Origin of the sequence: Rhodococcus sp. DK176, assembly GCF_038447315.2 — a bacterium.
In the GTDB taxonomy this organism is placed as follows: Bacteria; Actinomycetota; Actinomycetes; order Mycobacteriales; family Mycobacteriaceae; genus Rhodococcus_F; species Rhodococcus_F jostii_A.
Genome location: NZ_CP118321.2, coordinates 6406047 through 6429182, shown reverse-complemented (window position 1 = coordinate 6429182; position 23136 = coordinate 6406047). Strand labels below are relative to the sequence as shown.

The 23136-nt window shown below is 68.7% G+C and carries 19 protein-coding genes; 12 read left to right on the top strand and 7 right to left on the bottom strand.

Features of this window, described 5'->3' with window-relative positions; all coding sequences use genetic code 11:
• The first annotated feature begins 121 nt into the window (after nt 1-121).
• From PSR88_RS29875 to PSR88_RS29865, 3 genes are all read left to right on the top strand, one after another.
• Nucleotides 122-2425 carry a carbon starvation CstA family protein gene (locus tag PSR88_RS29875; protein WP_016883362.1) on the top strand — a complete coding sequence of 768 codons (2304 nt, stop codon included), beginning with the start codon at nt 122-124 and terminating at the stop codon, nt 2423-2425.
• Nucleotides 2418-2609 (top strand): YbdD/YjiX family protein, encoded by a 192-nt coding sequence (locus PSR88_RS29870; RefSeq protein ID WP_029539499.1) that lies wholly within the window; start codon nt 2418-2420, stop codon nt 2607-2609. Before PSR88_RS29875 ends, PSR88_RS29870 begins: the two co-directional genes overlap by 8 nt.
• Before the next feature lie 77 nt (nt 2610-2686).
• Nucleotides 2687-3898, top strand: a complete 1212-nt coding sequence (locus PSR88_RS29865) for an AI-2E family transporter (protein ID WP_011597967.1) — start codon at nt 2687-2689, stop codon at nt 3896-3898.
• A gap of 7 nt (nt 3899-3905) precedes the next feature.
• On the opposite strand, the gene PSR88_RS29860 is transcribed toward PSR88_RS29865, so the two are convergent.
• The gene (locus PSR88_RS29860; protein ID WP_016883363.1) at nt 3906-6887 is read right to left on the bottom strand and encodes an AAA family ATPase; all 2982 of its coding nucleotides are present in this window, start codon (nt 6885-6887) and stop codon (nt 3906-3908) included.
• On the bottom strand, nt 6884-8068 hold the full coding sequence (locus PSR88_RS29855) for an exonuclease SbcCD subunit D (RefSeq protein WP_011597965.1): 1185 nt from the start codon (nt 8066-8068) through the stop codon (nt 6884-6886). Before PSR88_RS29855 ends, PSR88_RS29860 begins: the two co-directional genes overlap by 4 nt.
• A gap of 216 nt (nt 8069-8284) precedes the next feature.
• Between PSR88_RS29855 and PSR88_RS29850 the strand changes: the two genes are divergently transcribed.
• Nucleotides 8285-9448: a DNA recombination protein RmuC gene (locus PSR88_RS29850; RefSeq protein ID WP_016883364.1), complete on the top strand. Its 1164-nt coding sequence runs from the start codon at nt 8285-8287 to the stop codon at nt 9446-9448.
• Nucleotides 9449-9471: 23 nt separating this feature from the next.
• Entirely contained in the window at nt 9472-10314 is an 843-nt protein-coding gene (locus PSR88_RS29845) for a DUF6542 domain-containing protein (protein WP_029539501.1), read from the top strand.
• A gap of 28 nt (nt 10315-10342) precedes the next feature.
• Here PSR88_RS29845 and PSR88_RS29840 read toward each other — a convergent pair whose 3' ends face one another.
• Complete coding sequence (locus PSR88_RS29840) at nt 10343-11353, bottom strand: 4-hydroxy-3-methylbut-2-enyl diphosphate reductase (protein ID WP_011597962.1); 1011 nt, start codon at nt 11351-11353, stop codon at nt 10343-10345.
• 142 nt (nt 11354-11495) lie between these two features.
• Here PSR88_RS29840 and PSR88_RS29835 point away from each other — a divergent pair, with 142 nt between their 5' ends.
• Genes PSR88_RS29835 through PSR88_RS29825 form a run of 3 tightly spaced genes read left to right on the top strand, consistent with a single transcriptional unit; the run spans nt 11496 to nt 13618 of the window.
• The gene (locus PSR88_RS29835) at nt 11496-12131 is read left to right on the top strand and encodes a lipid droplet-associated protein (protein WP_029539502.1); all 636 of its coding nucleotides are present in this window, start codon (nt 11496-11498) and stop codon (nt 12129-12131) included.
• Nucleotides 12128-13384 carry an exodeoxyribonuclease VII large subunit gene (gene xseA / locus PSR88_RS29830; protein WP_016883367.1) on the top strand — a complete coding sequence of 419 codons (1257 nt, stop codon included), beginning with the start codon at nt 12128-12130 and terminating at the stop codon, nt 13382-13384. The genes PSR88_RS29835 and xseA overlap by 4 nt, the downstream gene beginning before the upstream one ends.
• A 3-nt stretch (nt 13385-13387) precedes the next feature.
• A complete protein-coding gene (locus PSR88_RS29825) occupies nt 13388-13618 on the top strand; it encodes an exodeoxyribonuclease VII small subunit (RefSeq protein WP_011597959.1) in 231 nt (76 codons plus the stop codon).
• Between the two features lie 14 nt (nt 13619-13632).
• Here PSR88_RS29825 and PSR88_RS29820 read toward each other — a convergent pair whose 3' ends face one another.
• Entirely contained in the window at nt 13633-14202 is a 570-nt protein-coding gene (locus PSR88_RS29820) for a DUF4245 domain-containing protein (protein ID WP_009479114.1), read from the bottom strand.
• Between the two features lie 189 nt (nt 14203-14391).
• Between PSR88_RS29820 and glpX the strand changes: the two genes are divergently transcribed.
• On the top strand, nt 14392-15432 hold the full coding sequence (gene glpX / locus PSR88_RS29815; protein ID WP_005238998.1) for a class II fructose-bisphosphatase: 1041 nt from the start codon (nt 14392-14394) through the stop codon (nt 15430-15432).
• Between the two features lie 99 nt (nt 15433-15531).
• A complete protein-coding gene (locus PSR88_RS29810) occupies nt 15532-16935 on the top strand; it encodes a class II fumarate hydratase (protein WP_009479113.1) in 1404 nt (467 codons plus the stop codon).
• Between the two features lie 58 nt (nt 16936-16993).
• On the opposite strand, the gene PSR88_RS29805 is transcribed toward PSR88_RS29810, so the two are convergent.
• Nucleotides 16994-17851, bottom strand: coding sequence for an acyl-ACP desaturase (locus tag PSR88_RS29805; RefSeq protein WP_011597957.1), 858 nt, complete (start codon nt 17849-17851; stop codon nt 16994-16996).
• A gap of 156 nt (nt 17852-18007) precedes the next feature.
• Here PSR88_RS29805 and PSR88_RS29800 point away from each other — a divergent pair, with 156 nt between their 5' ends.
• Nucleotides 18008-19606 (top strand): serine hydrolase, encoded by a 1599-nt coding sequence (locus PSR88_RS29800; protein ID WP_009479111.1) that lies wholly within the window; start codon nt 18008-18010, stop codon nt 19604-19606.
• Between the two features lie 26 nt (nt 19607-19632).
• On the top strand, nt 19633-20064 hold the full coding sequence (locus tag PSR88_RS29795; protein WP_016883369.1) for a limonene-1,2-epoxide hydrolase family protein: 432 nt from the start codon (nt 19633-19635) through the stop codon (nt 20062-20064).
• Nucleotides 20065-20127: 63 nt separating this feature from the next.
• Here the strand turns inward: PSR88_RS29795 and PSR88_RS29790 are convergent, their stop codons facing one another.
• Nucleotides 20128-21495: a PhoH family protein gene (locus tag PSR88_RS29790; RefSeq protein WP_016883370.1), complete on the bottom strand. Its 1368-nt coding sequence runs from the start codon at nt 21493-21495 to the stop codon at nt 20128-20130.
• 308 nt (nt 21496-21803) lie between these two features.
• On the bottom strand, nt 21804-23099 hold the full coding sequence (glyA, locus tag PSR88_RS29785) for a serine hydroxymethyltransferase (protein ID WP_009479108.1): 1296 nt from the start codon (nt 23097-23099) through the stop codon (nt 21804-21806).
• Between the last annotated feature and the right edge of the window lie 37 nt (nt 23100-23136).

Genomic DNA, 23136 nt, shown 5'->3' with positions numbered 1-23136 from the left:
TTTTTTCGTCGAACCGAACGTCGGCGCAATAGGGTGACGGGGGCCACAAAAGATGTGGCATCTGTCGACGGCGTCACCCCCGGCACACAATGACGACGGGGGCGCTGGGAAGGAGTTCGCGATGGCCCTGAGAGCCGCCCCCGAATCCGAGATCGAGTACCTGAAAACGGATCCGGATCTGCCAGCGGTCGGCGTCGTGGACCGCACCCCCATCTCACCGGCGGCGCGGATCACGTTCGCCGTCCTCGGCCTCCTCGGTGGCATCGCCTGGGTGATGATCGCGTTCATCCGCGGCGAGAACATCAACGCCGTCTGGTTCGTGGTGGCCGCCGTCTGCACGTACCTCATCGCCTACCGCTTCTACGCGCGGATGATCGAGCGCAAACTCGTCCAGCCCCGTGACGACCGGGCCACCCCCGCCGAAATCCTGGAAAACGGCAAGGACTACATGCCGACGGACCGGCGGGTGCTGTTCGGGCACCACTTCGCCGCAATCGCCGGCGCAGGTCCCCTCGTCGGTCCCGTCCTCGCCGCACAGATGGGCTACCTGCCCGGCACGCTGTGGATCATCATCGGCGTCGTCTTCGCCGGAGCGGTCCAGGACTTCCTCGTCCTGTGGATCTCGACGAAACGCCGCGGACGCAGCCTCGGTCAGATGGCCCGCGACGAACTCGGCCTCGTCGGCGGTGTGGCCGCCATGATCGGCGTCTTCGTCATCATGATCATCCTCATCGCGGTACTCGCCCTCGTCGTCGTCAACGCGCTCGCGGAAAGCCCGTGGGGCGTCTTCTCGATCGCCATGACCATCCCGATCGCCCTGTTCATGGGCGTCTACCTGCGGTACCTGCGCCCGGGCAAGGTCGCGGAGGTGTCGCTGATCGGCGTCGTGCTGCTGCTCCTCGCCATCGTGTCCGGCGGCTGGGTCGCCGACACCGGTTGGGGCGCCGACTGGTTCACGCTCTCCAAGGTGACCATCGCCTGGCTGATGATCGCCTACGGTTTCGCCGCCTCCGTCCTGCCCGTGTGGCTGCTGCTGGCCCCGCGCGACTACCTGTCGACGTTCATGAAGATCGGCACGATCATCCTGCTGGCCATCGGCATCCTGGTCGCGCAGCCCACCATCAAGATGCCCGACGTCACGACGTTCGCCATCCAGGGCAACGGTCCCGCGTTCGCGGGCTCGCTGTTCCCGTTCCTGTTCATCACGATCGCGTGCGGCGCGCTGTCGGGCTTCCACGCCCTCATCTCCTCCGGCACCACACCCAAGCTGCTGGCGAAGGAAAAGCAGATGCGGCTGATCGGATACGGGGGCATGCTCACCGAGTCGTTCGTCGCGATCATGGCGCTCGTCACCGCGTGCATCATCGACCAGCACCTGTATTTCGCGCTCAACGCGCCGGCCACCCTCACCGGCGGAACCCCCGAGACGGCCGCCGCCTACGTGAACGGCCTCGGACTGTCCAGCCCGAACATCAGCCCCGACACCCTCTCGCAGGCCGCGGAGAACGTGGGCGAGGAGTCGATCATCTCCCGCACCGGCGGTGCCCCGACGCTCGCGTTCGGCATGTCGGAAGTGCTCAGCCAGTTCCTCGGCGGCGCCGCCCTCAAGTCGTTCTGGTATCACTTCGCGATCATGTTCGAGGCGCTGTTCATCCTCACCACCGTCGACGCAGGCACCCGTGTCGCCCGGTTCATGCTGTCGGACTCGCTCGGCAACTTCGGTGGACCCGCCCGCAAGTTCAAGGATCCGTCGTGGCGCGTCGGAGCCTGGGTGTGCTCGCTGGCCGTCGTCGGACTGTGGGGCGCGATCCTGCTCATGGGCGTCACCGACCCGCTCGGTGGAATCAACACCCTGTTCCCGCTCTTCGGCATCGCGAACCAGCTGCTCGCCGCGATCGCGCTGACGGTGGTCCTCGCCATCGTCATGAAGAGGGGCCTCTTCAAATGGGCATGGATTCCCGGCGTTCCCCTCGTCTGGGACCTGATCGTCACCATGACGGCGTCCTGGCAGAAGATCTTCTCCGGCAACACCGCCGTCGGCTACTGGTCCCAGCACGCCGCGTTCAAGGAGGCGAAGGAAGCCGGCAAGACCAGCTTCGGTTCCGCCAAGACTCCCGAGGCCATCGACGCCGTCATCCGCAACACGTTCATCCAGGGCACCCTGTCGATCGTGTTCGCCGGACTCGTCCTCGTCGTCGTGGTGGCCGGAGCGCTCGTCTGCATCAAGGCATTCCGGGCGGGTGGACTGCCGACCACCGAGTCACCCGAGCAACCGTCGAAGATCTTCGCGCCCGCCGGGTTCGTCCCCACCGCCGCCGAGAAGGAACTCGACAAGGAATGGAACGAACTCATCGCATCGGGCGTCGTGCGCGCACCCGGTGCTGCACACACCCACACGGACAGGGCACATCACCATGATGAATAGGGTCGTGGGGGCCGTCCGGACCGCCTGGTGGTGGACGGGGTCGCTGATGGGCGACCACGACTACAGCAGGTACGTCGAACACCTTCGCCGGAACCATCCGGAGGCCGAGGTGCCGACCGAGCGCGAGTACTGGAAGGCCCGCTACGCGGACGCCGACGCGAACCCGGGTGCCCGCTGCTGCTGACCTCACCGGGCCGTCCCGGCGTCCCCCAGTACTGTCAGTACTGATCGGCTGAGCAGACACGGCAGGGAGGACCATCTGTGACGGAGAAGGAAGCCCCGGCACCGTCCGGGAGCGCAATCACGAAACCGGACCGCGGGCATCTCATCGGGGTGGGTGCGATGTGGGTGGCCAAGTGGTCGCTGGTCCTCGTGGCCATCTCGCTGGGCGCGTTGTTGTTCGGGTGGATCATCGAAAAGCTCTGGGTGATCGTCCTCCCCGTGCTGCTGGCCGTCGTGGTGTGCACGGTGCTGTGGCCGCCGACGCGGGCGATGACGCGACGGCGTATCCCCCCGGCGGCGGCCGCCGCGACGTCGCTCGTCGTGTTCATCGCCGTCGTCGCCGGAATCATCGCGGGCATCGTGCCGTCCGTGGTCAACCAGGCACCCGAGCTGGCCAACAAGGCCACCCAGGGCATCAACCAGGTGCAGGACTGGTTGAAGGGTCCGCCGATCAACCTGCAGGACGATCAGATCGACCAGGGCATCCACACCATCGTCGTGAAGGTGCAGGAAAGTGGGACGGTCATCGCGTCCGGTGTGTTCACCGGCGTCAGCACCGCCAGCTCCCTGCTGCTCACACTCGGCCTCGTGCTGGTGCTGTCGTTCTTCTTCATCAAGGACGGCCCGCGGTTCATCCCGTGGCTGCACTCCGTCGGCGGCGGCCGCGCGGGCCGTCACCTCGAAGTGGTGCTGGGCCGCATGTGGGACACGCTCGGCGGGTTCATCCGGACGCAGGCACTGGTCAGCCTCATCGACGCCGTCTTCATCGGCGCCGGACTGCTCATTCTCGGTGTGCCGCTCGCACCGGTCCTCGCGATCCTGACGTTCATCGGTGGCTTCGTCCCGATCGTCGGTGCGTTCGTCGCCGGTGCTCTCGCCGTGCTCGTCGCGTTGGTGGCCAACGGTCTCACCACCGCGGTGATCGTGCTGATCATCATCCTCGTGGTGCAGCAGATCGAGGGCAACGTGCTGCAGCCCGTTCTCCAGAGCAAGAGCATGAAACTGCACGCCGTCGTGGTTCTGCTCGCCGTCACCGCCGGTGGCTCCGTGTTCGGGATCGTCGGCGCCTTCCTCGCGGTGCCCGCCGCCGCCGTCGCCGCCGTGGTGGTGCGCTACATCGGTGAGCAGATCGACGAGCACAGCGCCGAAAGCAACATCGCCGACGCCGTCGCCGCGAACGACGACCTCGACGACGCCGAACGGGAGGGCGTCACCGTCGACGAGGCCGCCGTCGCGCCCAAGGCGGACTGACCGGCGGTCAGCCGGCGACCACCTCCACGGTGGAGCCGGTGCGTCCGCGAATCACGTGCAGTCGGCTCGGGATTCGCTGACGCATCTCGTCGACGTGACTGACGATCCCGACCACCCGGCCGCCGTCACGAAGCTCGTCGAGCACGCCCATCACCGAGTCGAGGGTGTCCGCGTCGAGGGTGCCGAATCCCTCGTCGATGAACATCGTGTCGAGGACGACGCCTCCCGACTCCGCCGCGACGACATCGGCGAGACCGAGCGCCAGCGACAGCGACGCCAGGAACGACTCACCGCCGGACAGGGTCTTGGCCGAACGCACCACCCCGGTGTAGTCGTCGCGGATGTCCAGCCCCAGACCGCCGCGGCGGCCTCGCGGACCGGCCTCGTCGCTGTGGACGAACTCGTACCGTCCCGCCGACATCCGGCCGAGCCGCGCGGATGCCGAGACGGCCACCTCTTCCAGCCGGGCCGCCAGCACATACGATCGCAGCGACATCTTCCTGGCGTTCTGGCCACGGCCCGCGATCACCTCGGCGAGGGCAGCCAGCTCCTCGTGCGCGGCCTGCATCGGCGCAATCGCCTCGGCGGCCTTGTCGAGCTGACCGACGAACCGTTCCAGATCGAGCAGTCGGCGCTCGGCGTCGGACGCCGCCGCGACGGCGACGTTCACGACCTCCGCGGCCACGTCGTGCGCGTGCTGGACGGACGCCAGTTCCACGGGATCCGCCTCGGCGACGGCAACGACCTCGGGGTCGTCGAGCACGCTGCGCGCCCCGACCTCGGCGTCTCGCGCCGCCGTGAGGACGGCCTCGATCTCGCCCTGACGGGCGGCCGTCCGGACCGCGGCCACGGCGTCGGCAGTGCTGTCGAAACCGGCGTCCCCGGCCAGTGTTTCGGCCTTGGCCGCGAGTTCACGGGCCGCCGACTCGGCTCCGGCACCAGCGTCCCGCGCGTCGAGCAGCTCGGATGCGGACTCGGCGAGCGCGTCGAGTCGTGCGCGGCGCGCCTCCACGCTCGGGTCGTCGCCCGCCGCCTCGCTCACCCGGGCCCGGATCTCCCCGAGCTGTGTCGTGCTCGCCGTGATCCTCTCGGCGACGGTGGCGGCGTCGACGCCCAGGTCCCGCGACCGTTCCTGCAGGTGACTCTCGCGGTCCCGTAGCTCGGTGAGCGACGCGGACCGACGCTCGACCTCGTCGCCGAGCGCAGTCGCCTCCCCCACCGCCGTCTCCGCGGCCGTGAGTGCCTGGGCGAGTTCGTCCGCGTCACCGTCGCCACCGCGCTGGACGAGCACGCCGATCGCGCGCTCCACCGCGCCCAGTTTCTCGGTCGCGGTCGTCATCGCCGCCGCGGCCTTCTGCTCCGCGGCGAGGGCCTTGTCCTCGTCGGTCTTCGTCACCGACAGCTCGGACGGTTCGGCAGGCTGCGGGTGCTCGGATGAACCGCACACCTGGCACGGGACACCGTCCTCGAGCGTGCCCGCCAATTCGGCTGCCATGCCCGCGATCCGACGTTGCAGAAGGTCGAGCCAGTGCTCCCGCGCGTCCTGATGCTGTCGCCGGGCATCGAGCACACCGCGCTCGAGCCGATCCCGCTCGGCCCGGCGGGTGCGGAGATCCGCCGCCGCCGAGGCAGCGTCGGCCGCCCGGTCCCGGGCATCGACGAGCCCGGGCACCGCGGCGCGGGCCTTCTGCGCCGAGTCGAGCGCCTTCTCCGCTTCCCTCAGAGCGAGCGGCAATTGTTCGCGCTCCCGGGACAGCGCGTCGCCGGCCTCGGCGAGTTCGACCTGCCGGGTACGCAGCCGCTCCACTTCGACAGCGAGCCGGTCGGCGGCGACGGATTCGGCGAGTGCCCCGTCGAGGCGGACGATCTCATCACGCCAGTCCCGGATACTCGACCGGATGTGCTCCCGTTCGTCGGCGGTCGGAGGCCACGACAACTCCGCCACGAGATCGGCGCCGCCCACCGTCGAACGCAACCCGTCGGTGATCGCCTCGACGTTCCGCGCCGCGGCCGCGGCCTTGGCCCGGGCGGCGTCGGCGTCGCGTGCCACGGTCGCGACCGGTTCGGCCCGGCGCGCATCCGCCAATTCGGCGACGAGGACCGCCCGCCGGTCCGCTCCCGCTGCGTGCGCCTCGAGTTCCGCCTCGGCTCGCCGCCTGCGGTTCTGCAGTTCGAGGACACGGCGCGCCTCCGTCAGCGCATCGCGGGTCACCTTCGCCTGACTCTTGGCCGTCTGCAGGTCGTCCGCGGCCAGGTCGCGAGTCTCGCGCGCCTCGGCCTCGAGCTTGTGAGCCCAGGTCACCGGATCGGCGTCGGCGCCCCCCTCGATGCCTGCGGCAGTCGCGACCCGCGCCAGCAGGACGTCGACGGCCCGTTGATGCTCGTCCAGGTCGTGGGCGCTGGTGCGCCTGCGGTCGAGGAACCACTCCTCCACCGTCCCGAATCGGGTGGTGTCGAACAGCCTCTCCAGAAGCTGACCGCGTTCTTCGTTGTCGGCGCGCAGGAACTTCGCGAACTCTCCCTGCGGCAGCAGGACCACCTGGAAGAACTGGTCGGCGCTCATGCCCATCAGCCGCCCGACCTCGTCGGCGATGTCGGGGATTCGTGACAGATTCTCCCCGCGACCGTCGAGCCAGGTGAGCGTGGCCTTCGCGTTTTCCTTGATGGTCCCCGACCCACGGCGCTTGGGACGCTCGAACTCCGGGCTGCGGACGAGTCGCAGATGCCGGCCCGCGATCGTCGCCTCGAGCGTCACCGTCGGAACGGAACCGGCGGGCGCGTGGTCGGACAGGAGGCGCTTGCCGTCCTTCCGTGCCCCGGGCACCGTGCCGTACAGCGCGAACGCCACCGCGTCGAGGACCGTCGTCTTACCGGCGCCGGTATGACCGTGCAGCAGAAAGAGCCCGTCGGCGCCGAGCCGATCGAAGTCGACTTCCACGGATCCTGCGAACGGCCCGAAGGCTTCGACCTCGAGTCGATGCAGCCTCATGCCGTCTGTTCCAGCGCGACGACCTCGGCGGTGCCTTCGCCGGACCGGCCGGCGAAGCCGAGTGCGGCCTCCACCAGCCGGATCTCGCCGGTCGACGGCTCGCTGCGCACGTCGGTGAGGAAGCTGCGCGTGATCTGCAGATCACTGCGCCCGTGGACCTTGTCGCGGTAGCGCAGATCGTCGCCGCCTTCGGGGCGTTGCCACTCGAGGTGCACGGCGAACGGGAATCGCGTCTGGAGTGAGCGCATGGCGTCGACCGGACGTTCCGGGTCGGTGAGCACCGCCGACACGTAGCAGTCCTCGGCGTCGCGGAACGTGTCGTCCTCGAGCAACTCCTGCACCGTCCCGGTCAGTTGCCGGAGACCGCGGACCACCGGCAGGTCGACCCGCTCGACGGCCCGCAGTCCGTCGGCGTCGAGATCCACGAGGTAGACCGCCTTGCTGTGGGTGCGCTCGCCGAAGGAATACGGCAGCGGCGAACCCGAGTACCGGATGTTCTCGGCGAGGGTCTGCGGCGAGTGGAGGTGGCCGAGCGCGACGTAGTCGACCCCGCCGAAGGCCGACGCCGACACCGTCTCGACGCCGCCGACGGAGATGGACCTCTCCGATCCGGTGGCCTCTGCGCCCACGACGAACGCGTGCGCCAGGACGACGGACCTGGTGCGCGGACCGGTGTCGTTGCGACCGTCGAGGTCGGCGCAGACGCGGTCCATCGCGGCGTCGAGGATCTCGGCGTGCGAGCGGGCGGTCGGCACGTCCAGTTGCGCGCGGGTGATCTCGGGCTCGAGATAGGGAATGCCGTAGAACGCGACGGGACCGTGTTCGTCGTCGAGCACCACGGGCGAGCCGATCCCGGCGACCGTCGTCATGAGGTGCAGCCCGCCCGCGCGGGAGAACGCGGCACCCGCCCCGAGCCGCGCCGCGGAGTCGTGGTTCCCGGACGTGGCGACGATGACCGCACCGGCGTCCCGGATCGCTTCGAATCCGCGGTTGCACACGGTGACGGCGTCCGCGCTGGGGATCGACCGGTCGTACACGTCCCCGGGAACGACGACGACGTCCACGCCGTGCTCGGCGACGAGGGCGGCGATCGCGTCGAGCACACGGGCCTGGTCGGTGAGCAGGTCCACCCCGTGGAACGTGCGTCCGATGTGCCAGTCCGAAGTGTGCAGGATCCTCATGTCCCGAGACCGTAGAGCACGGTGCCGACAACCTCGAACACCTCGGCCGCGTGGCGTCGGAGCGATTGGACGTGTCGCTGGGGCGGTGCCCCACATGTCGCTGGGGCGGTGCCCCACATGTCGCTGGGGCGGTGCCCCACATGTCGCTGGGGCGGTGCCCCACATGTCGCTGGGGCGGTGCCCCACATGTCGGTGGGTCGGTGCACCATGAGCCACATGAATGCACTCGCTGCACTCGGAATGCTCCTGGCGCTGGCCGCGGGCACCGCCCTCGGGTGGCTGTTGCACGCGGCGCGGAGCGGTGATCGGGCGGCGCGAGCGGAGGCTCAGCTCGCCGCGCTGCGCGAGAACGAGGCCCTCCTCCGGCAGTCGCTCGGCGCGGTCAGCGAAGACTCCGCGCGCCGCCACTCGGGTGCGATCGGCGAGCAGATCTCGCGACTGGTCGGGCCGCTGCACGAGGCCGTCGGCGCCCTGGCGGAACAGGTGGACCACGTCGAACGCAACCGGGTTCACGCGTACGCCGGGCTCAGTGAGCAGGTCGAGGGCATGCACCGCACCTCACAGATGCTGTCCACGCAGACGAACAGACTCGTCACGGCGCTACGGGCGCCGCAGATCCGGGGCAGGTGGGGCGAGATCCAACTCGAGCGGGTGGTCGAACTGGCCGGGATGGTTCGGCACTGCGACTTCGACACCCAGGTGTCGAAGGACGGTGTCCGTCCCGACCTGCTCGTGTACCTCGCGGGCGGCAAGCAGATCGTGGTCGACGCCAAGGTCCCGTTCGCGGCGTATTTGGACGCCGCGCAGACGGAAGACCCGACCGCCAGGGAACAGCACCTCATCCGGCACGCCCGGCAGCTGCGCACGCACGTCGACCAGTTGGCCGACAAGACGTATTGGGAGTCGTTCGACCCGACGCCGGAGTTCGTGGTGCTGTTCGTGCCCGGTGACCCGTTCCTGGACGCGGCGCTGATCGCCGACTCCGGGCTGCTCGAGCACGCGTTCTCGCGGAACGTGATCCTCGCCACCCCCACCACTCTCATCGCGTTGCTGCGGACCATCGCGCACACCTGGCGGCAGGAGGCGCTGTCGCAGGACGCCGCGAAGATCCACCAACTCGGCCGGGAGCTGTATTCGCGGCTGGGCACGGTCGGCGCGCATCTCGACCGCCTCGGCTCACAACTCGGCAAGGCCGTCGACTCGTTCAATCTCACCGTCGCGTCGATGGAGTCCCGGGTCACAGTCACCGCCCGCAAGCTCCACGACCTCGACGTGTTCGACGGCGACGTCACCGAGGTCAGCGCCGTCGATTCGTGGCCGCGACGCACAAATCTCGAGGATCTCTCAGGCTCTACCGGTCACGCCAACGAGGCTAGTTAACAAGTTGCCGCTACTGTCGTTGTGTGTCTGCAACCCAACGTGCTCGCTCTGGGGTGCCGCTCGACAGGCGGTCGATTGTCCCTACGGTCCCCGGTCTCCCCTGGTGGGGTGTCATTCTCCTGGCCGTCGGAGTCACCTTTGTCGGATTCGCTGTCGATGCGGCTCGTGGCACGGAACTCACGGCTGCGTTCTCCACGTTTTATTTCCTCGGCTGCGTTCTCGCCGTGGCGGCTGCCGGCAATCGGGCGCTGTTCACCGCGATCGTCCAGCCGCCGCTGATCCTGTTCGTCGCGGTGCCGCTCGGGCAGAGTCTCATCGCGGAGGAGAACAGCACCGCACTGAAAGACCTGGCGATCAACGTCGCATATCCGCTGGTCAACCGTTTTCCGGTGATGCTCGCCGCCACCGTGGTGACCCTGCTGATCGGCGGCCTCCGCCTCTTCCTGCTGCAGCAACGCAAGACCGGTCCCGCCCGTACGTCCGAGCGGCGACGCGCGCAGCGGGCGCCACGCGCCGCCCGCCCTCGGCGCGCACCCGAGGAGTCGGAGCAGTCTCCGCCGCCGCGCCGGGCGCGTGACAAGGACGCTGCGCGGGAACATCCCCGCTCGGCGCGACGGGCAGCCACCCCACCGCCTCGCCGCTCCTCGTCGTCGGGAGGACGCACCGCGCCCCCACCACCGATGGTCGACCGGGCAGCGCAGGCTCCCCGCTCGGCGCCTCCGCGCACCAGTCAGGCGCCGCGTTCGGTCCCGCCGCGGACGACGCCGCGACCCCGGCCGAACCCCGACGTGCCGGCCCACCCCATTCCGCAGGTGCGCTACCGCGACCGGTACGAGCCGCCGTTCGAGACGGAGCAGCCCCGCTAGAGCAGCGGCGGGGCAGGTAGCGGGCCGATCAGGTCCGCGCGGCGCGCAGCTCGCGCGGCAGTGCGAAGACCAGTGTCTCGTTGGCGGTGGTGACCGGCTGGACGTCGTGAAATCCGTGTTCGTCGAGCAGATCGATCACACCGCGCACCAGGATCTCCGGCACGGACGCACCGGACGTGATCCCGACCGTCCGGACGCCGTCGAGCCAGGCCGGATCCACTTCGCGCGCGTAGTCCACCAGGTACGACGCCTTCGCGCCCGCGTTCAGAGCGACCTCGACGAGACGAACGGAATTCGAGGAGTTGCGGGATCCGACGACGATGACGAGGTCGCATTCGGGTGCCATCGCCTTGACCGCCACCTGACGGTTCTGGGTGGCGTAGCAGATGTCGTCGCTCGGGGGGTCCTGCAGATTGGGGAAACGCTCCCGCAGCCGGGCAACCGTCTGCATCGTCTCGTCGACGCTCAACGTGGTCTGCGACAACCAGATGACCTTCGATTCGTCGCGGACCGTCACCGCGTCGACGGAGTCGGGCCCGTCGACCAGTTGCACGTGATCGGGGGCTTCACCGGCGGTGCCCTCCACTTCCTCGTGGCCCTCGTGTCCGATCAGGAGGATGTCGAAGTCGTCGCGGGCGAAGCGCTTGGCTTCCTGGTGGACCTTCGTGACCAGCGGGCACGTGGCGTCGATGGTGCGCAGGTTGCGCGCCGCAGCTGATTCGTGGACCGCGGGAGACACGCCGTGGGCGGAGAACACCAGCAGCGCGCCCTCCGGAACCTCGTCGGTCTCGTCGACGAAGACGACACCCTGATCGGTGAGCGTATCGACGACGTGCCGGTTGTGGACGATCTCCTTGCGGACGTAGATCGGGGCGCCGTGCTTCTCGAGCGCCTTCTCCACCGTCTCGACGGCGCGGTCCACGCCGGCGCAGTAGCCGCGGGGCTCCGCGAGCAGTACCCGCTTCTCGCCGTCGGCACGCGACGCCCCCGAATCTGCCGAACGTGTGATACCCACATTGAGTGGAACAGCCGAAGACATGGTTCCAGACTACGGGTCACCCCGGACGGACGACACTTTCGCGGGGTCTCCGCCCGGTAGTGTGCGCATCGTCGCACCGATGTCGTCGGCGCTGTGGGCACGTCGGCTACCCAAACGTGCCGTTGTCAGGCAGGCTGTGGGAATGATTCGTCCCCCCTTCGTGGCGCGTGTCGCCGCTGGAATCGCCGTGACGGCCGTCGAAGAGGCCAGGAAGCTGCCGACCACCGCGGCGACCCTGCCCATGACCGCGGTCAGTCAGGTGCTGCAGACCACGATGCGTGTTCAGCAGTCCATGACGGCGCTGGCCATCAAGGGCGACCAGGCTTTCGCACTGATCAACTGGACCCACGACGACGAGCAGCCGGCATGGGCCGTCTTCGACGACGACACCGATCCGGAACCCGTTGTCGACGGCGTGACCGACGAGCGGCCGGCCGGACCGGGCCGGTTCGCCCTGTACTCGCTGAGCCCGCAGGACGAGAGCACACCCGAGAAGGTCTCGACCCCGAAGGCTGCTCCCGCCGCCGCGACCAACGGCTCGACCCCCGTGAAGGCGGCGAGCAAGAAGGCCGCGACCTCCGCGCCGACGGTGGCCGAACCCGAGATCGCCGTCGTACTCGACTACGGCACGCTGACGCTCGCCCAGCTGCGGGCGCGCCTGCGTAGCCTGTCCGTCGAGGACCTCACGACGCTGCTGGACTACGAGAACGCGACCCTGGCACGAGCGCCGTTCCAGACCATGCTGACCAACCGCATCACCTCCGCCAAGGCGAAGTGACCTCCGCACAGCCCCGCGCAACCAGTACCGGACCGAGTACCGCCGAGCAGCCCTGGCCGGTCCGCACCGTGTCGGCCAAGGTCGCACAGTGGATCGACCGGCTCGGGAGTGTCTGGGTCGAGGGGCAGATCACCCAGATCAACGCGCGTCCGGGAACCCGGACCGCGTTTCTGGTGCTGCGGGATCCGTCCGTCGACATGTCGCTGTCGGTGACCTGTTCCCCGCAGCTGTTGCAGAACTCCCCCGTCCCGCTCACCGAGGGCAGCCGGGTGGTGATGTTCGGCAAGTTGTCGTTCTACACGGGCCGAGGGTCGGTCTCGCTGCGGGTGACGGAGATCCGCGCGATCGGGATCGGTGAACTCCTCGCCCGGATCGAGCGGTTGCGCGCGCTGCTGGCCGCGGAGGGTCTGTTCGCCCCTCGGCTGAAGCGTCCGCTGCCGTTCCTGCCGGGCACCATCGGGCTGATCACCGGTCGCGCGAGCGCCGCCGAGCACGACGTCCTCAGTGTGGCGCAGCGCCGCTGGCCCGCCGTGCGCTTCGAGGTCCGCAACACCCCGGTGCAGGGCGCGACCGCCGTTCCGCAGATCCTCGACGCGTTGAAGGAATTGGACGCCGACCCGCACGTCGACGTGATCATCCTCGCGCGCGGCGGCGGCAGTGTGGAGGATCTGCTGCCGTTCTCCGACGAGACGCTGTGCCGCGCGATCGTCGCCTGCCGAACTCCGGTGGTCAGCGCCATCGGCCACGAGCCGGACAGTCCGCTCAGCGATCACGTCGCCGACCTGCGGGCCGCGACACCGACGGATGCCGCCAAGCGGGTGGTGCCGGACGCCGTCGCCGAGCAGGCACTCGTCGGCGAATTGCGGTCACGGAGCGCGGCGGCGCTGCGCAACTGGGTGCAGCGCGAGTCGCACCTGATCTCCCAGCTGCGGAGCCGGCCGGTGCTCGCCGACCCGCTGCGCGCACTCGACCACCGGTCGGACGAGGTCGAGCGACTGCGGGAGGCCGGGCGACGCGATATCAGCCGGGCGATCGCCGCGGAGAGCACCACGATCGAGCACCTTCGTGCACGGCTGACGACCCTCGGGCCCGCCGCGACCCTGGCCCGCGGCTACTCCGTGGTTCAGCGGATCGTGCCCGACGGCGATCCCGAGGTACTGCGTTCGGTCGACGACGCCCCACCGGGCACCCAGATTCGCGTTCGAGTCGCCGACGGCGCAATCCGTGCCGCGGTGATGGGAAAGGACAAGTAGGACATGAGCAAGCCCACCGGAAACGACACCGACATCGCGGAGCTCGGTTACGAGGCGGCGCGCGACGAACTCGTCGACGTGGTCAAGGTGCTCGAACAGGGCGGCCTCGACCTCGACGCGTCACTCGCGCTGTGGGAGCGGGGCGAGGCCCTGGCCAAACGCTGCGAGGAGCACCTCGCCGGGGCACGCAAGCGCGTCGAGACGGCCCTCGCCCACGCCGACGACGAGGACTGACCCTCCCCTGATCGTCAGGCGGCGAGGATCGGGGCGTCGGCCGCGGCGGTGGTGAGCTGCTCGAACGCCTCGGGTGATGCACTGCCCGTCACGAGGAGCCGAACGTCGCCGAAGTCGGAGACCCAGATCGGCTCGACACCCTCCCCGCCGTACACGATCCAGCTGTGACCTGCGACGTCCTCGGTTCCCGTCGCCGTACGCGGACCGCCGGCGACGAACGGCACGAGCACCGTCTCGACGGCGTTGCTCTGCGTCAGCTGGATGTAGCGGCCGGCCTCGGTGATGAAGCCGACGGTGCTCGAATCGCCGCCGCCGTCGCCGCTGACGATGCTGCGGCTGCCCGAGTTGGGCGTCCAGCCCTCCGGCGTCTCCGGCTTGCGCACCGGGAACGGAAGGTCCTGTGCGTCGTATTTCAGCGCCGCGTCGACGTCGAAGCTGGGGATCGGGCCACTGGTGGGTCCGCCCGGGCTGAACGTGCACTGGCTGGCGATACCCGCGATCAGTACGCAGAACAGAACAAGGGGTACGAGCGACCACACCATGTCGCGGTTGTTGTGCAGGATGCGGGGTTTATCGGATGCCACGCCCACCAGTATCCAGGGTCGGTCCCGGAACAACGATTCTCGGTCTCGTGATTCGCGCCCCAGCAGCGCACGTCACACTTCTTTCTGGGAGAATCAGCAGCGAGATCCACTCGACACTCGGCGGCCGACGGCCACCGACACAGCGTCGACGTACAACGTCGACCGTGACTGCACCAGGAGGCACTGCCCATGACGGCTAGCACCACTTCGAGTCGCCGCGAGGCCCCGGACCGAAATCTTGCTCTGGAATTGGTCCGAGTCACCGAGGCTGGTGCGATGGCTGCCGGTCGCTGGGTCGGCCGTGGCGACAAGGAGGGTGGCGACGGCGCCGCCGTCGACGCCATGCGCCAGCTCGTGAGCTCGGTCTCGATGCGCGGCGTCGTCGTCATCGGCGAGGGCGAGAAGGACGAAGCCCCGATGCTGTTCAACGGCGAAGAGGTCGGCAACGGCGACGGACCCGACTGCGACTTCGCCGTCGACCCGGTCGACGGGACGACCCTGATGGCGAAGGGCATGCCCAACGCGATCGCCGTCCTCGCGGTCGCCGAGCGCGGCGCGATGTTCGACCCGTCCGCCGTGTTCTACATGGAGAAGATCGCCGTCGGCCCCGACGCCGCCGATGTCATCGACATCACAGCGCCCGTCGCGGAGAACATCAAGCGCGTCGCGAAGGTCCGCAAGGCGTCCCCCTCCGACGTGACGGTCTGCATCCTCGACCGTCCCCGGCACGCCAGGCTCATCCAGGAGGTCCGGGACACCGGCGCCCGGATCCGTCTCATCTCCGACGGCGACGTCGCGGGTGCGATCGCCGCCGCGCGGCCCGAGTCGGGCACCGACATCCTGATCGGCACCGGCGGCACGCCGGAGGGCATCATCGCCGCCGCCGCCATGCGCTGTATGGGTGGTTCGCTGCAGGGCCGGCTGGCCCCCACCGACGACGCCGAGCGTCAGAAGGCCATCGACGCAGGCCACGACCTGGACCGCGTGCTCACCACCGAAGATCTCGTGTCCGGTGAGAACGTCTTCTTCTGCGCCACCGGCGTCACGGACGGCGACCTGCTCCGCGGTGTCCGCTACTACGGCGGCGGCGCCTCGACCCAGTCGATCGTGATGCGGTCGAAGTCGGGCACCGTCCGCATGATCGACGCGTACCACCGTCTCGAGAAGCTGCGCGAGTACTCGTCCGTGGACTTCACGGGCGAAGACGGCGCCGTTCCGCCGACGTTCTAGGCAGCTCCGCTGCCCGTGCGCCTTTCCGGTAGCTGCGGCTACCGGAAAGGCGCACGGGGAGCGCCCCCACGACGCGCTCGGAAGTGGCATGTTTGACGCATGACCGAGAGCAACGAGCAGAAGTACCGGATCGAACACGACACCATGGGCGAGGTGCGGGTGCCCGTGGATGCCCTGTGGCGCGCGCAAACTCAGCGCGCCGTCGAGAACTTCCCGATCAGCGGTCGAGGTCTCGAGCGCACCCAGATACGTGCAATGGGTCTGCTGAAGGCAGCCTGCGCGCAGGTCAACAAGGACCTCGGCCTCCTCGACGCCGAGAAGGCGGACGCCATCATCGCGGCGGCGGGCGAGATCGCCGAAGGCAAGCACGACGATCAGTTCCCCATCGACGTCTTCCAGACGGGCTCGGGCACCAGTTCCAACATGAACGCCAACGAGGTGATCGCGTCGATCGCCGCGGCGAACGGCGTGGTCGTCCACCCCAACGACGACGTCAACATGTCGCAGTCGTCCAACGACACCTTTCCCACCGCGACGCACGTCGCGGCCACCGAGTCCGCGGTGAAGGACCTCCTCCCCGCCCTCGACCACCTGCGCCTGGCCCTGCTCGACAAGTCCACCGAGTGGAAGACCGTCGTGAAGTCGGGCCGCACCCACCTCATGGACGCCGTTCCGGTGACCCTCGGCCAGGAGTTCGGCGGTTACGCCCGCCAGATGGAGGCGGGGATGGAGCGGGTCGTGGCCTGCCTTCCCCGGCTCGGTGAGCTGCCCATCGGCGGCACCGCGGTCGGAACGGGGCTCAATGCCCCCGACGGGTTCGGCCCGAAGGTCGTCGCCGAACTGGTCAAGGCGACGGGTGTCGACGCCCTCACACCGGCGAAGAACAGTTTCGAGGCGCAGGCGGCGCGGGACGGCCTGGTGGAGGCGTCCGGCGCACTGCGCACGATCGCGGTGTCCTTGACCAAGATCGCCAACGACATCCGGTGGATGGGATCGGGACCGCTGACCGGTCTCGGCGAGATCCGTCTCCCCGACCTGCAGCCCGGCAGTTCGATCATGCCCGGCAAGGTCAATCCGGTGCTCCCGGAGGCGGCCACCCAGGTCGCCGCACAGGTGGTCGGCAACGATGCCGCGGTCGCCTGGGGCGGTGCCGCGGGCGCATTCGAGCTCAACGTCTACATCCCGATGATGGCGCGGAACCTGCTCGAATCGCTGACGTTGCTGGCCAACGTCACGCGGCTGTTCGCCGACCGGTGCGTCGTCGGGCTCGTCGCTAACATCGAGCACCTCAAGACCCTCGCGGAATCGTCGCCGTCCATCGTGACGCCACTGAACTCCGCGATCGGGTACGAGGAGGCGGCGGCCGTCGCCAAGCAGGCGCTGAAGGAGAAGAAGACCATCCGCGAGACCGTCGTCGACCGTGGTCTGATCGGCGACAAGCTGAGCGAGGAGGAACTCGACAAGCGTCTCGACGTGCTGGCGATGGCGAAGGTCGAGGACTGACCCTGCCGACGGAGAGGGCCCGCACTCGCTCGAGTGCGGGCCCTCTCGCGCAGAAGTCCTACAGCAGCGCGGACAGCTCGTCGCGGGCCTTCTCGCCCTCGGGGCCGAGATCGGAGCGCCCGGCGATGTTCCAGGAGCGGAGCAGCGGGGCGAACACCTTCTCCCCTTGCTGGGCGGGGTCGTAGATGCCGGCCTCGGCGAGCACCGCGGTGCTGTCGGTTCCGCCGGGCAGGGCCACGCTCGGTACGTCGAAGGCCTCGATCCGCGACGCGATGGCCCGCATCGTCTGGTCGGGTACCAGCTCGAACGCGGCCTCGACGATGTTCCGGTAGAACAGCGACTGCAGTTCGTCGTCCGTGGCCAGCCGCTCGGCGATCACTGCCACCAGCGGGTCCTCGCCGAGTGCCGCCGTGTTGTGATGACGGACCGCCGCGGCCTTCTCCTCGAACGCGGAATTCGCGAGCATCTCGAGCAGGTGCATCGGCGGCATCGCGTAGCCGCGGACCATCTCGTCCATCCGGGCGCGCTCGAGGGCAACGGGGTCGACGGCGCGCGTCACCATCAGGTAGTTCCGGAGCACGATGGAGTGCCGGTTCTCCTCCGCGGTCCAGCGGCCCACCCAGCGCCACCACGGACCCACCTGGGCGAGGTGCTTGGCGATCTCCCGGTGGTACGCGGGGACGTTGTCCGCCACCAGCACACCCACGGTCAACGCGAGCGCCTCGACGTCGCTCAGGGTCGACTGATCTGCCGACCAATCCGTTCCACCCATGAACGCGAAGTTCTTGCCCTGGTCCCACGGGACCAGATCGTGCGGCTGCCAGCCGTCCGCCTCGGCGATGTGACGTGTCAGGTTTTCGTCCACCACCGGGGCCAGCTCACTGAGCAGCTGCGAGTCGTTCTTTTCAATCGGCATCCGCACACCGTAGCGTCCGCGCCCGGGCGCCGGGTCGACCACTGGTGAATTCGACGGGAACAACGGCGGCGTTGTGACGAAAACAGCCTGGTCATGGGCTTGCAGTCGTTACGCTGGCAGTTCACGGTTACCCCGGGCCCGAGCAGAGGATCACCCATGCGCAGACAGCGGAACCTGACGATACTTCTGTCGGCTCTCGCGCTCGGCGGGTCACTCGTGACGGGTTGCGGCTCCGGCTCCGACGACGCCGGTTCCGACGCGAGCCCCACCTCGGAGTCGTCGCAGCCGCCGAACCCGGGGACGGTCGCGGGCGTCGACATCCCCGACGGTCAGATCGACGACGCCGTGGGCCGTCTCGACGAACTGGCGAACGAGTTGATGGAGAGTTCCGGGCTGCCGGGTATGGCGATCGCCGTCGTCCACGGTGGGCAGACCGTGTACGCGAAGGGGTTCGGCGTGCGCGAGGCGGGCACCGATCAGAAGGTGGACGCCGACACCGTGTTCCAGCTGGCGTCGATGTCGAAATCGGTGGGGTCCACGGTGGTGGCGCATCAGGTCGATGCCGGCGTCGTCGGCTGGGACACTCCCGTGGTGTCCAAGTCGCCCGGTTTCGCGCTCGCCGACCCATGGGTCACCGAGCACGTCACGGTGGGCGATCTGTACTCGCACCGATCGGGGCTGCCCGACCACGCCGGCGATCTGCTCGAGGACCTGGGTTACAACCAGCAGCAGGTGCTCGACAAGCTCCGGCTCGAACCGCTGAACCCGTTCCGGATCACCTACGAGTACACCAACTTCGGCCTGACCGCGGCGGCGGAGGCCGTCGCGGCGGCGTCCGGGACAGATTGGGCCACGCTGTCCGAGCAGACGATCTACCGGCCGCTCGGGATGTCCTCCACGAGTTCGCGATTCGCCGACTATCAGGCACGCAGCGACCGCGCAGTCGCGCACCAGCTCGTCGACGGCAAGTACGTCGCCGACGCGGTACGCGACCCCGACGCCCAGTCCCCTGCAGGCGGGGTGAGCTCCTCCGTCAACGATATGGGCAAATGGCTGGCGATGCTGCTGGCCGACGGAACGTTCGAGGGCAAGGAGATCGTGTCACCCGAGGCGCTGCTCCCCGCGGTCAGTCCTCAGATGGTGTCCAGCCCACCGCGGTCGATGGACAGCCGTCCGGGGTCGTACGGGTACGGGTTCAACGTGTCGACCACCCCGGCAGGGCGGGTCTCCCTCAGCCACTCCGGCGGGTTCCAGCTCGGGGTGGCGACGAACTTCGTCGCGATACCGTCCGCCGACGTCGCCATCGTCGCGCTGACCAACGGGTCGCCCATCGGCATTCCCGAGTCCCTCACCGCCGAGTTCGCCGACCTCGTCCAGTTCGGGGAGATCCGTGAGGACTGGAGGTCGTTGTACCGGCAGGCGATCGCGCCGATGGACGAGCCCGAGGGTAGTCTCGTCGGCCAGACGGCCCCCGCGAACCCGGCACCGCCGCAACCCCTCCCGACCTACGCCGGCACCTACGGCAACCCGTATTGGGGCCCCGCCGTCGTCACCGAGAGCAACGGTGCGCTGACGCTCCAACTCGGGCCCGCCGGGCAGACCTTCCCACTCACCCACTGGGACGGCGACACCTTCACCTTCACACCCCGCGGTGAGAACGCCCCACCTGGAACCATCTCGAAGGCGACGTTCGCCGGCAACAACGTCACACTCGAGTTCTACGACACGGAAGGCCGGGGTACATTCGTCCGCTGAGCCGACACATCGACGGGAAGAAGATCATGAGCACGAACTCGCACGCACCCACGGGAACCGCTCGAACGGACACGGCAGATGTCCAGGTGGTCCGGGCATTCCTGGACGCACTCGTCGCAGGCGACCCGGACGCCGCGCAGCAGTATCTGCACCAGGACATCTTGTGGCACAACGTGTCGCTGCCCAAGATCCGCGGCCTCGGCGCCGTCATGCGGATACTCCGCGGAATGAGCCGCCCCGGTGTCGGATTCGACGTGCGCCTGCACCACATCGCCGGCGACGGTACGGCCGTGCTGACCGAACGCACGGACGTCCTGATCTACAAGCGGCTGCGCAGCGAATTCTGGGTGTGCGGCACGTTCGAGATGAAGGACGGCAAGATCGCCGTCTGGCGCGACTACTTCAGCAGCCGGGACTTCCTGTGGGGCACGCTCAAAGGGATCGTGCGCGCCTTCTGAAGTGTCCGCCCGATGCCGCACGGATCGTGCGGCATCGGGCGGATCACGCTGCGGGGCAGGCGCCTACGGCGTCGGACCGAACTCCTCCAGCATCTCCGTCACGAGCGCCGCGATCGGCGAACGCTCACTGCGCGTCAACGTGATGTGCGCGAACAGCGGATGCCCCTTGAGCTTCTCGATCACCGCGGCCACACCGTCATGACGTCCGACCCTCAGGTTGTCGCGCTGCGCGACGTCGTGGGTGAGGATAACCCGGGAGCCGGTGCCGAGCCGGGACAGCACCGTGAGCAGCACATTGCGTTCCAGCGACTGCGCCTCGTCCACGATCACGAACGAATCGTGCAATGACCGTCCGCGAATATGCGTGAGTGGCAACACTTCCAGCATGCCGCGACTGATCACCTCGTCCATCACCTCGGTGCTGGCAAGGCCGTCGAGAGTGTCGAAGACCGCCTGGGCCCACGGGCCCATCTTCTCGCTCTCACTACCCGGCAGGTAGCCGAGTTCCTGCCCGCCCACCGCGTAGAGCGGCCGGAAGACAACGACTTTCCGCTGGGTACGGCGCTCGAGCACCGCCTCCAGCCCCGCCGTCAACGCAAGCGCCGACTTGCCGGTGCCCGCCTTGCCGCCCAGCGACACGATGCCCACACTGTCGTCCAGCAGGATGTCCAGGGCGATCCGCTGCTCGGCCGAACGTCCGTGCAGACCGAATGCCTCACGCTCCCCCCGCACCAACTGCACCCGCTTGTCGGCGTTCACGCGGCCCAGTGCGCTCGACGAACCGCCCAGCAGCCGAATACCCGTGTGGCACGGAAGCTCCCGAGCTTCCTCCAGGTCGACGACGCCCTCGGAGAACAGTTCGTCGATCGACGAGGACGCCACATCCAGTTCGGTCATACCCGTCCAACCGGACGGAACGACGTCGTGGGCGTGGTACTCGTCGGCGGGAAGACCCACCGCACCGGCCTTCACACGCATCGGGATGTCCTTGCTGACCAGGACGACGTCACTGCCCTCGGCCTCGAGGTTCAGGGCGCAGGCCAGGATCCTCGAATCGTTGCTGTCCGTGCGGAATCCGACCGGGAGAACCGACGGGTCGGTGTGGTTCAGCTCGACCTGCAAGGTGCCGCCCTCGGTGCCGATCGGCACGGGCTGGTCGAGACGACCGTATTCCAGCCGGAGGTCGTCGAGCATGCGCAGCGATTCTCTTGCGAACCATCCCAACTCGTGGTGGTGCCGCTTCCCTTCGAGCTCGCTGATCACGACGAGGGGAAGCACCACACGATGCTCGGCGAACCTGGTGACGGCCCAGGGGTCGGACAGCAGTACGGAGGTGTCGAGTACGAATGTACGAACTGCAGAATCCGACGATTTCCTGGGGGCGGCGGACGAACGTCCGACGCGGGCTGAGACGGAGCGTGAAGCAGTCACGTTGGCTCCTAGGTCTGCGTGGCACCCACGCAAACTCGGTTCGCTGGACCGGTCCGTCCCTGGTGTGTCACCACACGAGGGCCGGGCGCCGGCCCCCTCGCACTGAGTGTGTCAGCCACGATCAGGACCTCCCGTACAAGCAACTTCCCCGCTGCCTGTTACCCCCGACGGTACTGCCAAACACGCCGGACGGCCGTGCGAGCGGCGGGCGTGTCGGTGAACATCAAGTTACGCGGAGGCGCCTGCGGCGCCCGTGCGCGGTTAACGAGTCCTTGCACTCGCAGGCCACGCACGGGCGGCGGAGCCGCCTAGATCAGGCGCCAGTCCTCGAGACCCTCGTACAGCGGGAAGTCGGCGGCGAGCTTCGACACGCGGGACTTCAGCGTCTCGACGTCGGACGATCCGGCGAGTGCGGTGCCGATGATGTCGGCGACCTCGGTGAACTGCTCGTCCCCGAATCCACGCGATGCGAGCGCCGCGGTACCGATCCGGAGGCCGGACGTGACCATCGGCGGGCGCGGGTCGAACGGCACCGCGTTGCGGTTGACGGTGATGCCGACCTCGTGAAGAAGGTCCTCACCCTGCTGGCCGTCGAGCTGCGAGTTGCGCAGGTCGACGAGCACGAGGTGGACGTCGGTGCCGCCGGTGAGGACGCTGACGCCCTTGTCGACGACATCCGCGCCGGTCAGACGCTCGGCGAGGATCTTCGCGCCGGTCAGGGTGCGCTGCTGACGGTCCTTGAACTCCTCGGTGCCCGCGATCTTCAGGGAGACGGCCTTGGCGGCGATGGCGTGCATCAGCGGCCCGCCCTGCTGGCCGGGGAAGACGGCGGAGTTGAGCTTCTTCGCCCATTCCTGCTTGGCGAGGATCAGGCCGGAGCGCGGCCCGCCGAGCGTCTTGTGGACGGTGCTGGACACGACGTCGGCGTAGGGCACGGGCGACGGGTGCAGGCCGGCCGCGACCAGGCCGGCGAAGTGCGCCATGTCGACCCACAGGTACGCGCCGACCTCGTCGGCGATCGACCGGAACGCGGCGAAGTCCTCGTGACGCGGGTAGGCGGACCAGCCGGCGACGATGACCTTCGGCTGCGCGGCGACGGCGATCTTGCGGACCTCGTCCATGTCGATGCGGTGGTCTTCCTTGCTGACCCCGTACGACTCGACGTCGTAGAGCTTGCCGGAGAAGTTCAGCTTCATGCCGTGCGTGAGGTGACCGCCGTGCGCCAGGTCGAGGCCGAGGAGCTTCTCACCCGGGTTCATCAGGGCCATCAGGACCGCCGCGTTGGCCTGCGCGCCGGAGTGCGGCTGGACGTTCGCGAAGTCGGCGCCGAACAGTTCCTTGGCGCGGTTACGGGCGAGATCCTCGACGACGTCGACGTGCTCGCAGCCGCCGTAGTAGCGGCGTCCCGGGTATCCCTCGGCGTACTTGTTGGTGAGGACGCTGCCCTGCGCCTGGAGGACCGCGCGGGGAACGAAGTTCTCCGACGCGATCATCTCCAGCGTGTCGCGCTGACGGGCCAGCTCACCTGCCATGGCCTGGGCGACTTCGGGGTCGAGTTCGGCGAGGGGGGCCGTGTTGACGTCGGTACCGGGCACAGCGGTCATCGAGGGATCTCCAAGCTGGATGCGGAAACGAATGCTC

Bases quoted from the DNA above. Each gene is read 5' to 3' on its own strand.
- PSR88_RS29850 (WP_016883364.1), top strand. From the start codon at position 8,285: ATGAATGCACTCGCTGCACTCGGAATGCTCCTGGCGCTGGCCGCGGGC.
- PSR88_RS29875 (WP_016883362.1), top strand. From the start codon at position 122: ATGGCCCTGAGAGCCGCCCCCGAATCCGAGATCGAGTACCTGAAAACG.
- PSR88_RS29840 (WP_011597962.1), bottom strand. From the start codon at position 11,353: ATGTCTTCGGCTGTTCCACTCAATGTGGGTATCACACGTTCGGCAGAT.
- PSR88_RS29860 (WP_016883363.1), bottom strand. From the start codon at position 6,887: ATGAGGCTGCATCGACTCGAGGTCGAAGCCTTCGGGCCGTTCGCAGGA.
- glyA (WP_009479108.1), bottom strand. From the start codon at position 23,099: ATGACCGCTGTGCCCGGTACCGACGTCAACACGGCCCCCCTCGCCGAA.
- PSR88_RS29855 (WP_011597965.1), bottom strand. From the start codon at position 8,068: ATGAGGATCCTGCACACTTCGGACTGGCACATCGGACGCACGTTCCAC.
- PSR88_RS29800 (WP_009479111.1), top strand. From the start codon at position 18,008: ATGCGCAGACAGCGGAACCTGACGATACTTCTGTCGGCTCTCGCGCTC.
- PSR88_RS29795 (WP_016883369.1), top strand. From the start codon at position 19,633: ATGAGCACGAACTCGCACGCACCCACGGGAACCGCTCGAACGGACACG.
- PSR88_RS29870 (WP_029539499.1), top strand. From the start codon at position 2,418: ATGAATAGGGTCGTGGGGGCCGTCCGGACCGCCTGGTGGTGGACGGGG.
- PSR88_RS29810 (WP_009479113.1), top strand. From the start codon at position 15,532: ATGACCGAGAGCAACGAGCAGAAGTACCGGATCGAACACGACACCATG.
- PSR88_RS29835 (WP_029539502.1), top strand. From the start codon at position 11,496: ATGATTCGTCCCCCCTTCGTGGCGCGTGTCGCCGCTGGAATCGCCGTG.
- PSR88_RS29825 (WP_011597959.1), top strand. From the start codon at position 13,388: ATGAGCAAGCCCACCGGAAACGACACCGACATCGCGGAGCTCGGTTAC.
- PSR88_RS29805 (WP_011597957.1), bottom strand. From the start codon at position 17,851: ATGCCGATTGAAAAGAACGACTCGCAGCTGCTCAGTGAGCTGGCCCCG.
- glpX (WP_005238998.1), top strand. From the start codon at position 14,392: ATGACGGCTAGCACCACTTCGAGTCGCCGCGAGGCCCCGGACCGAAAT.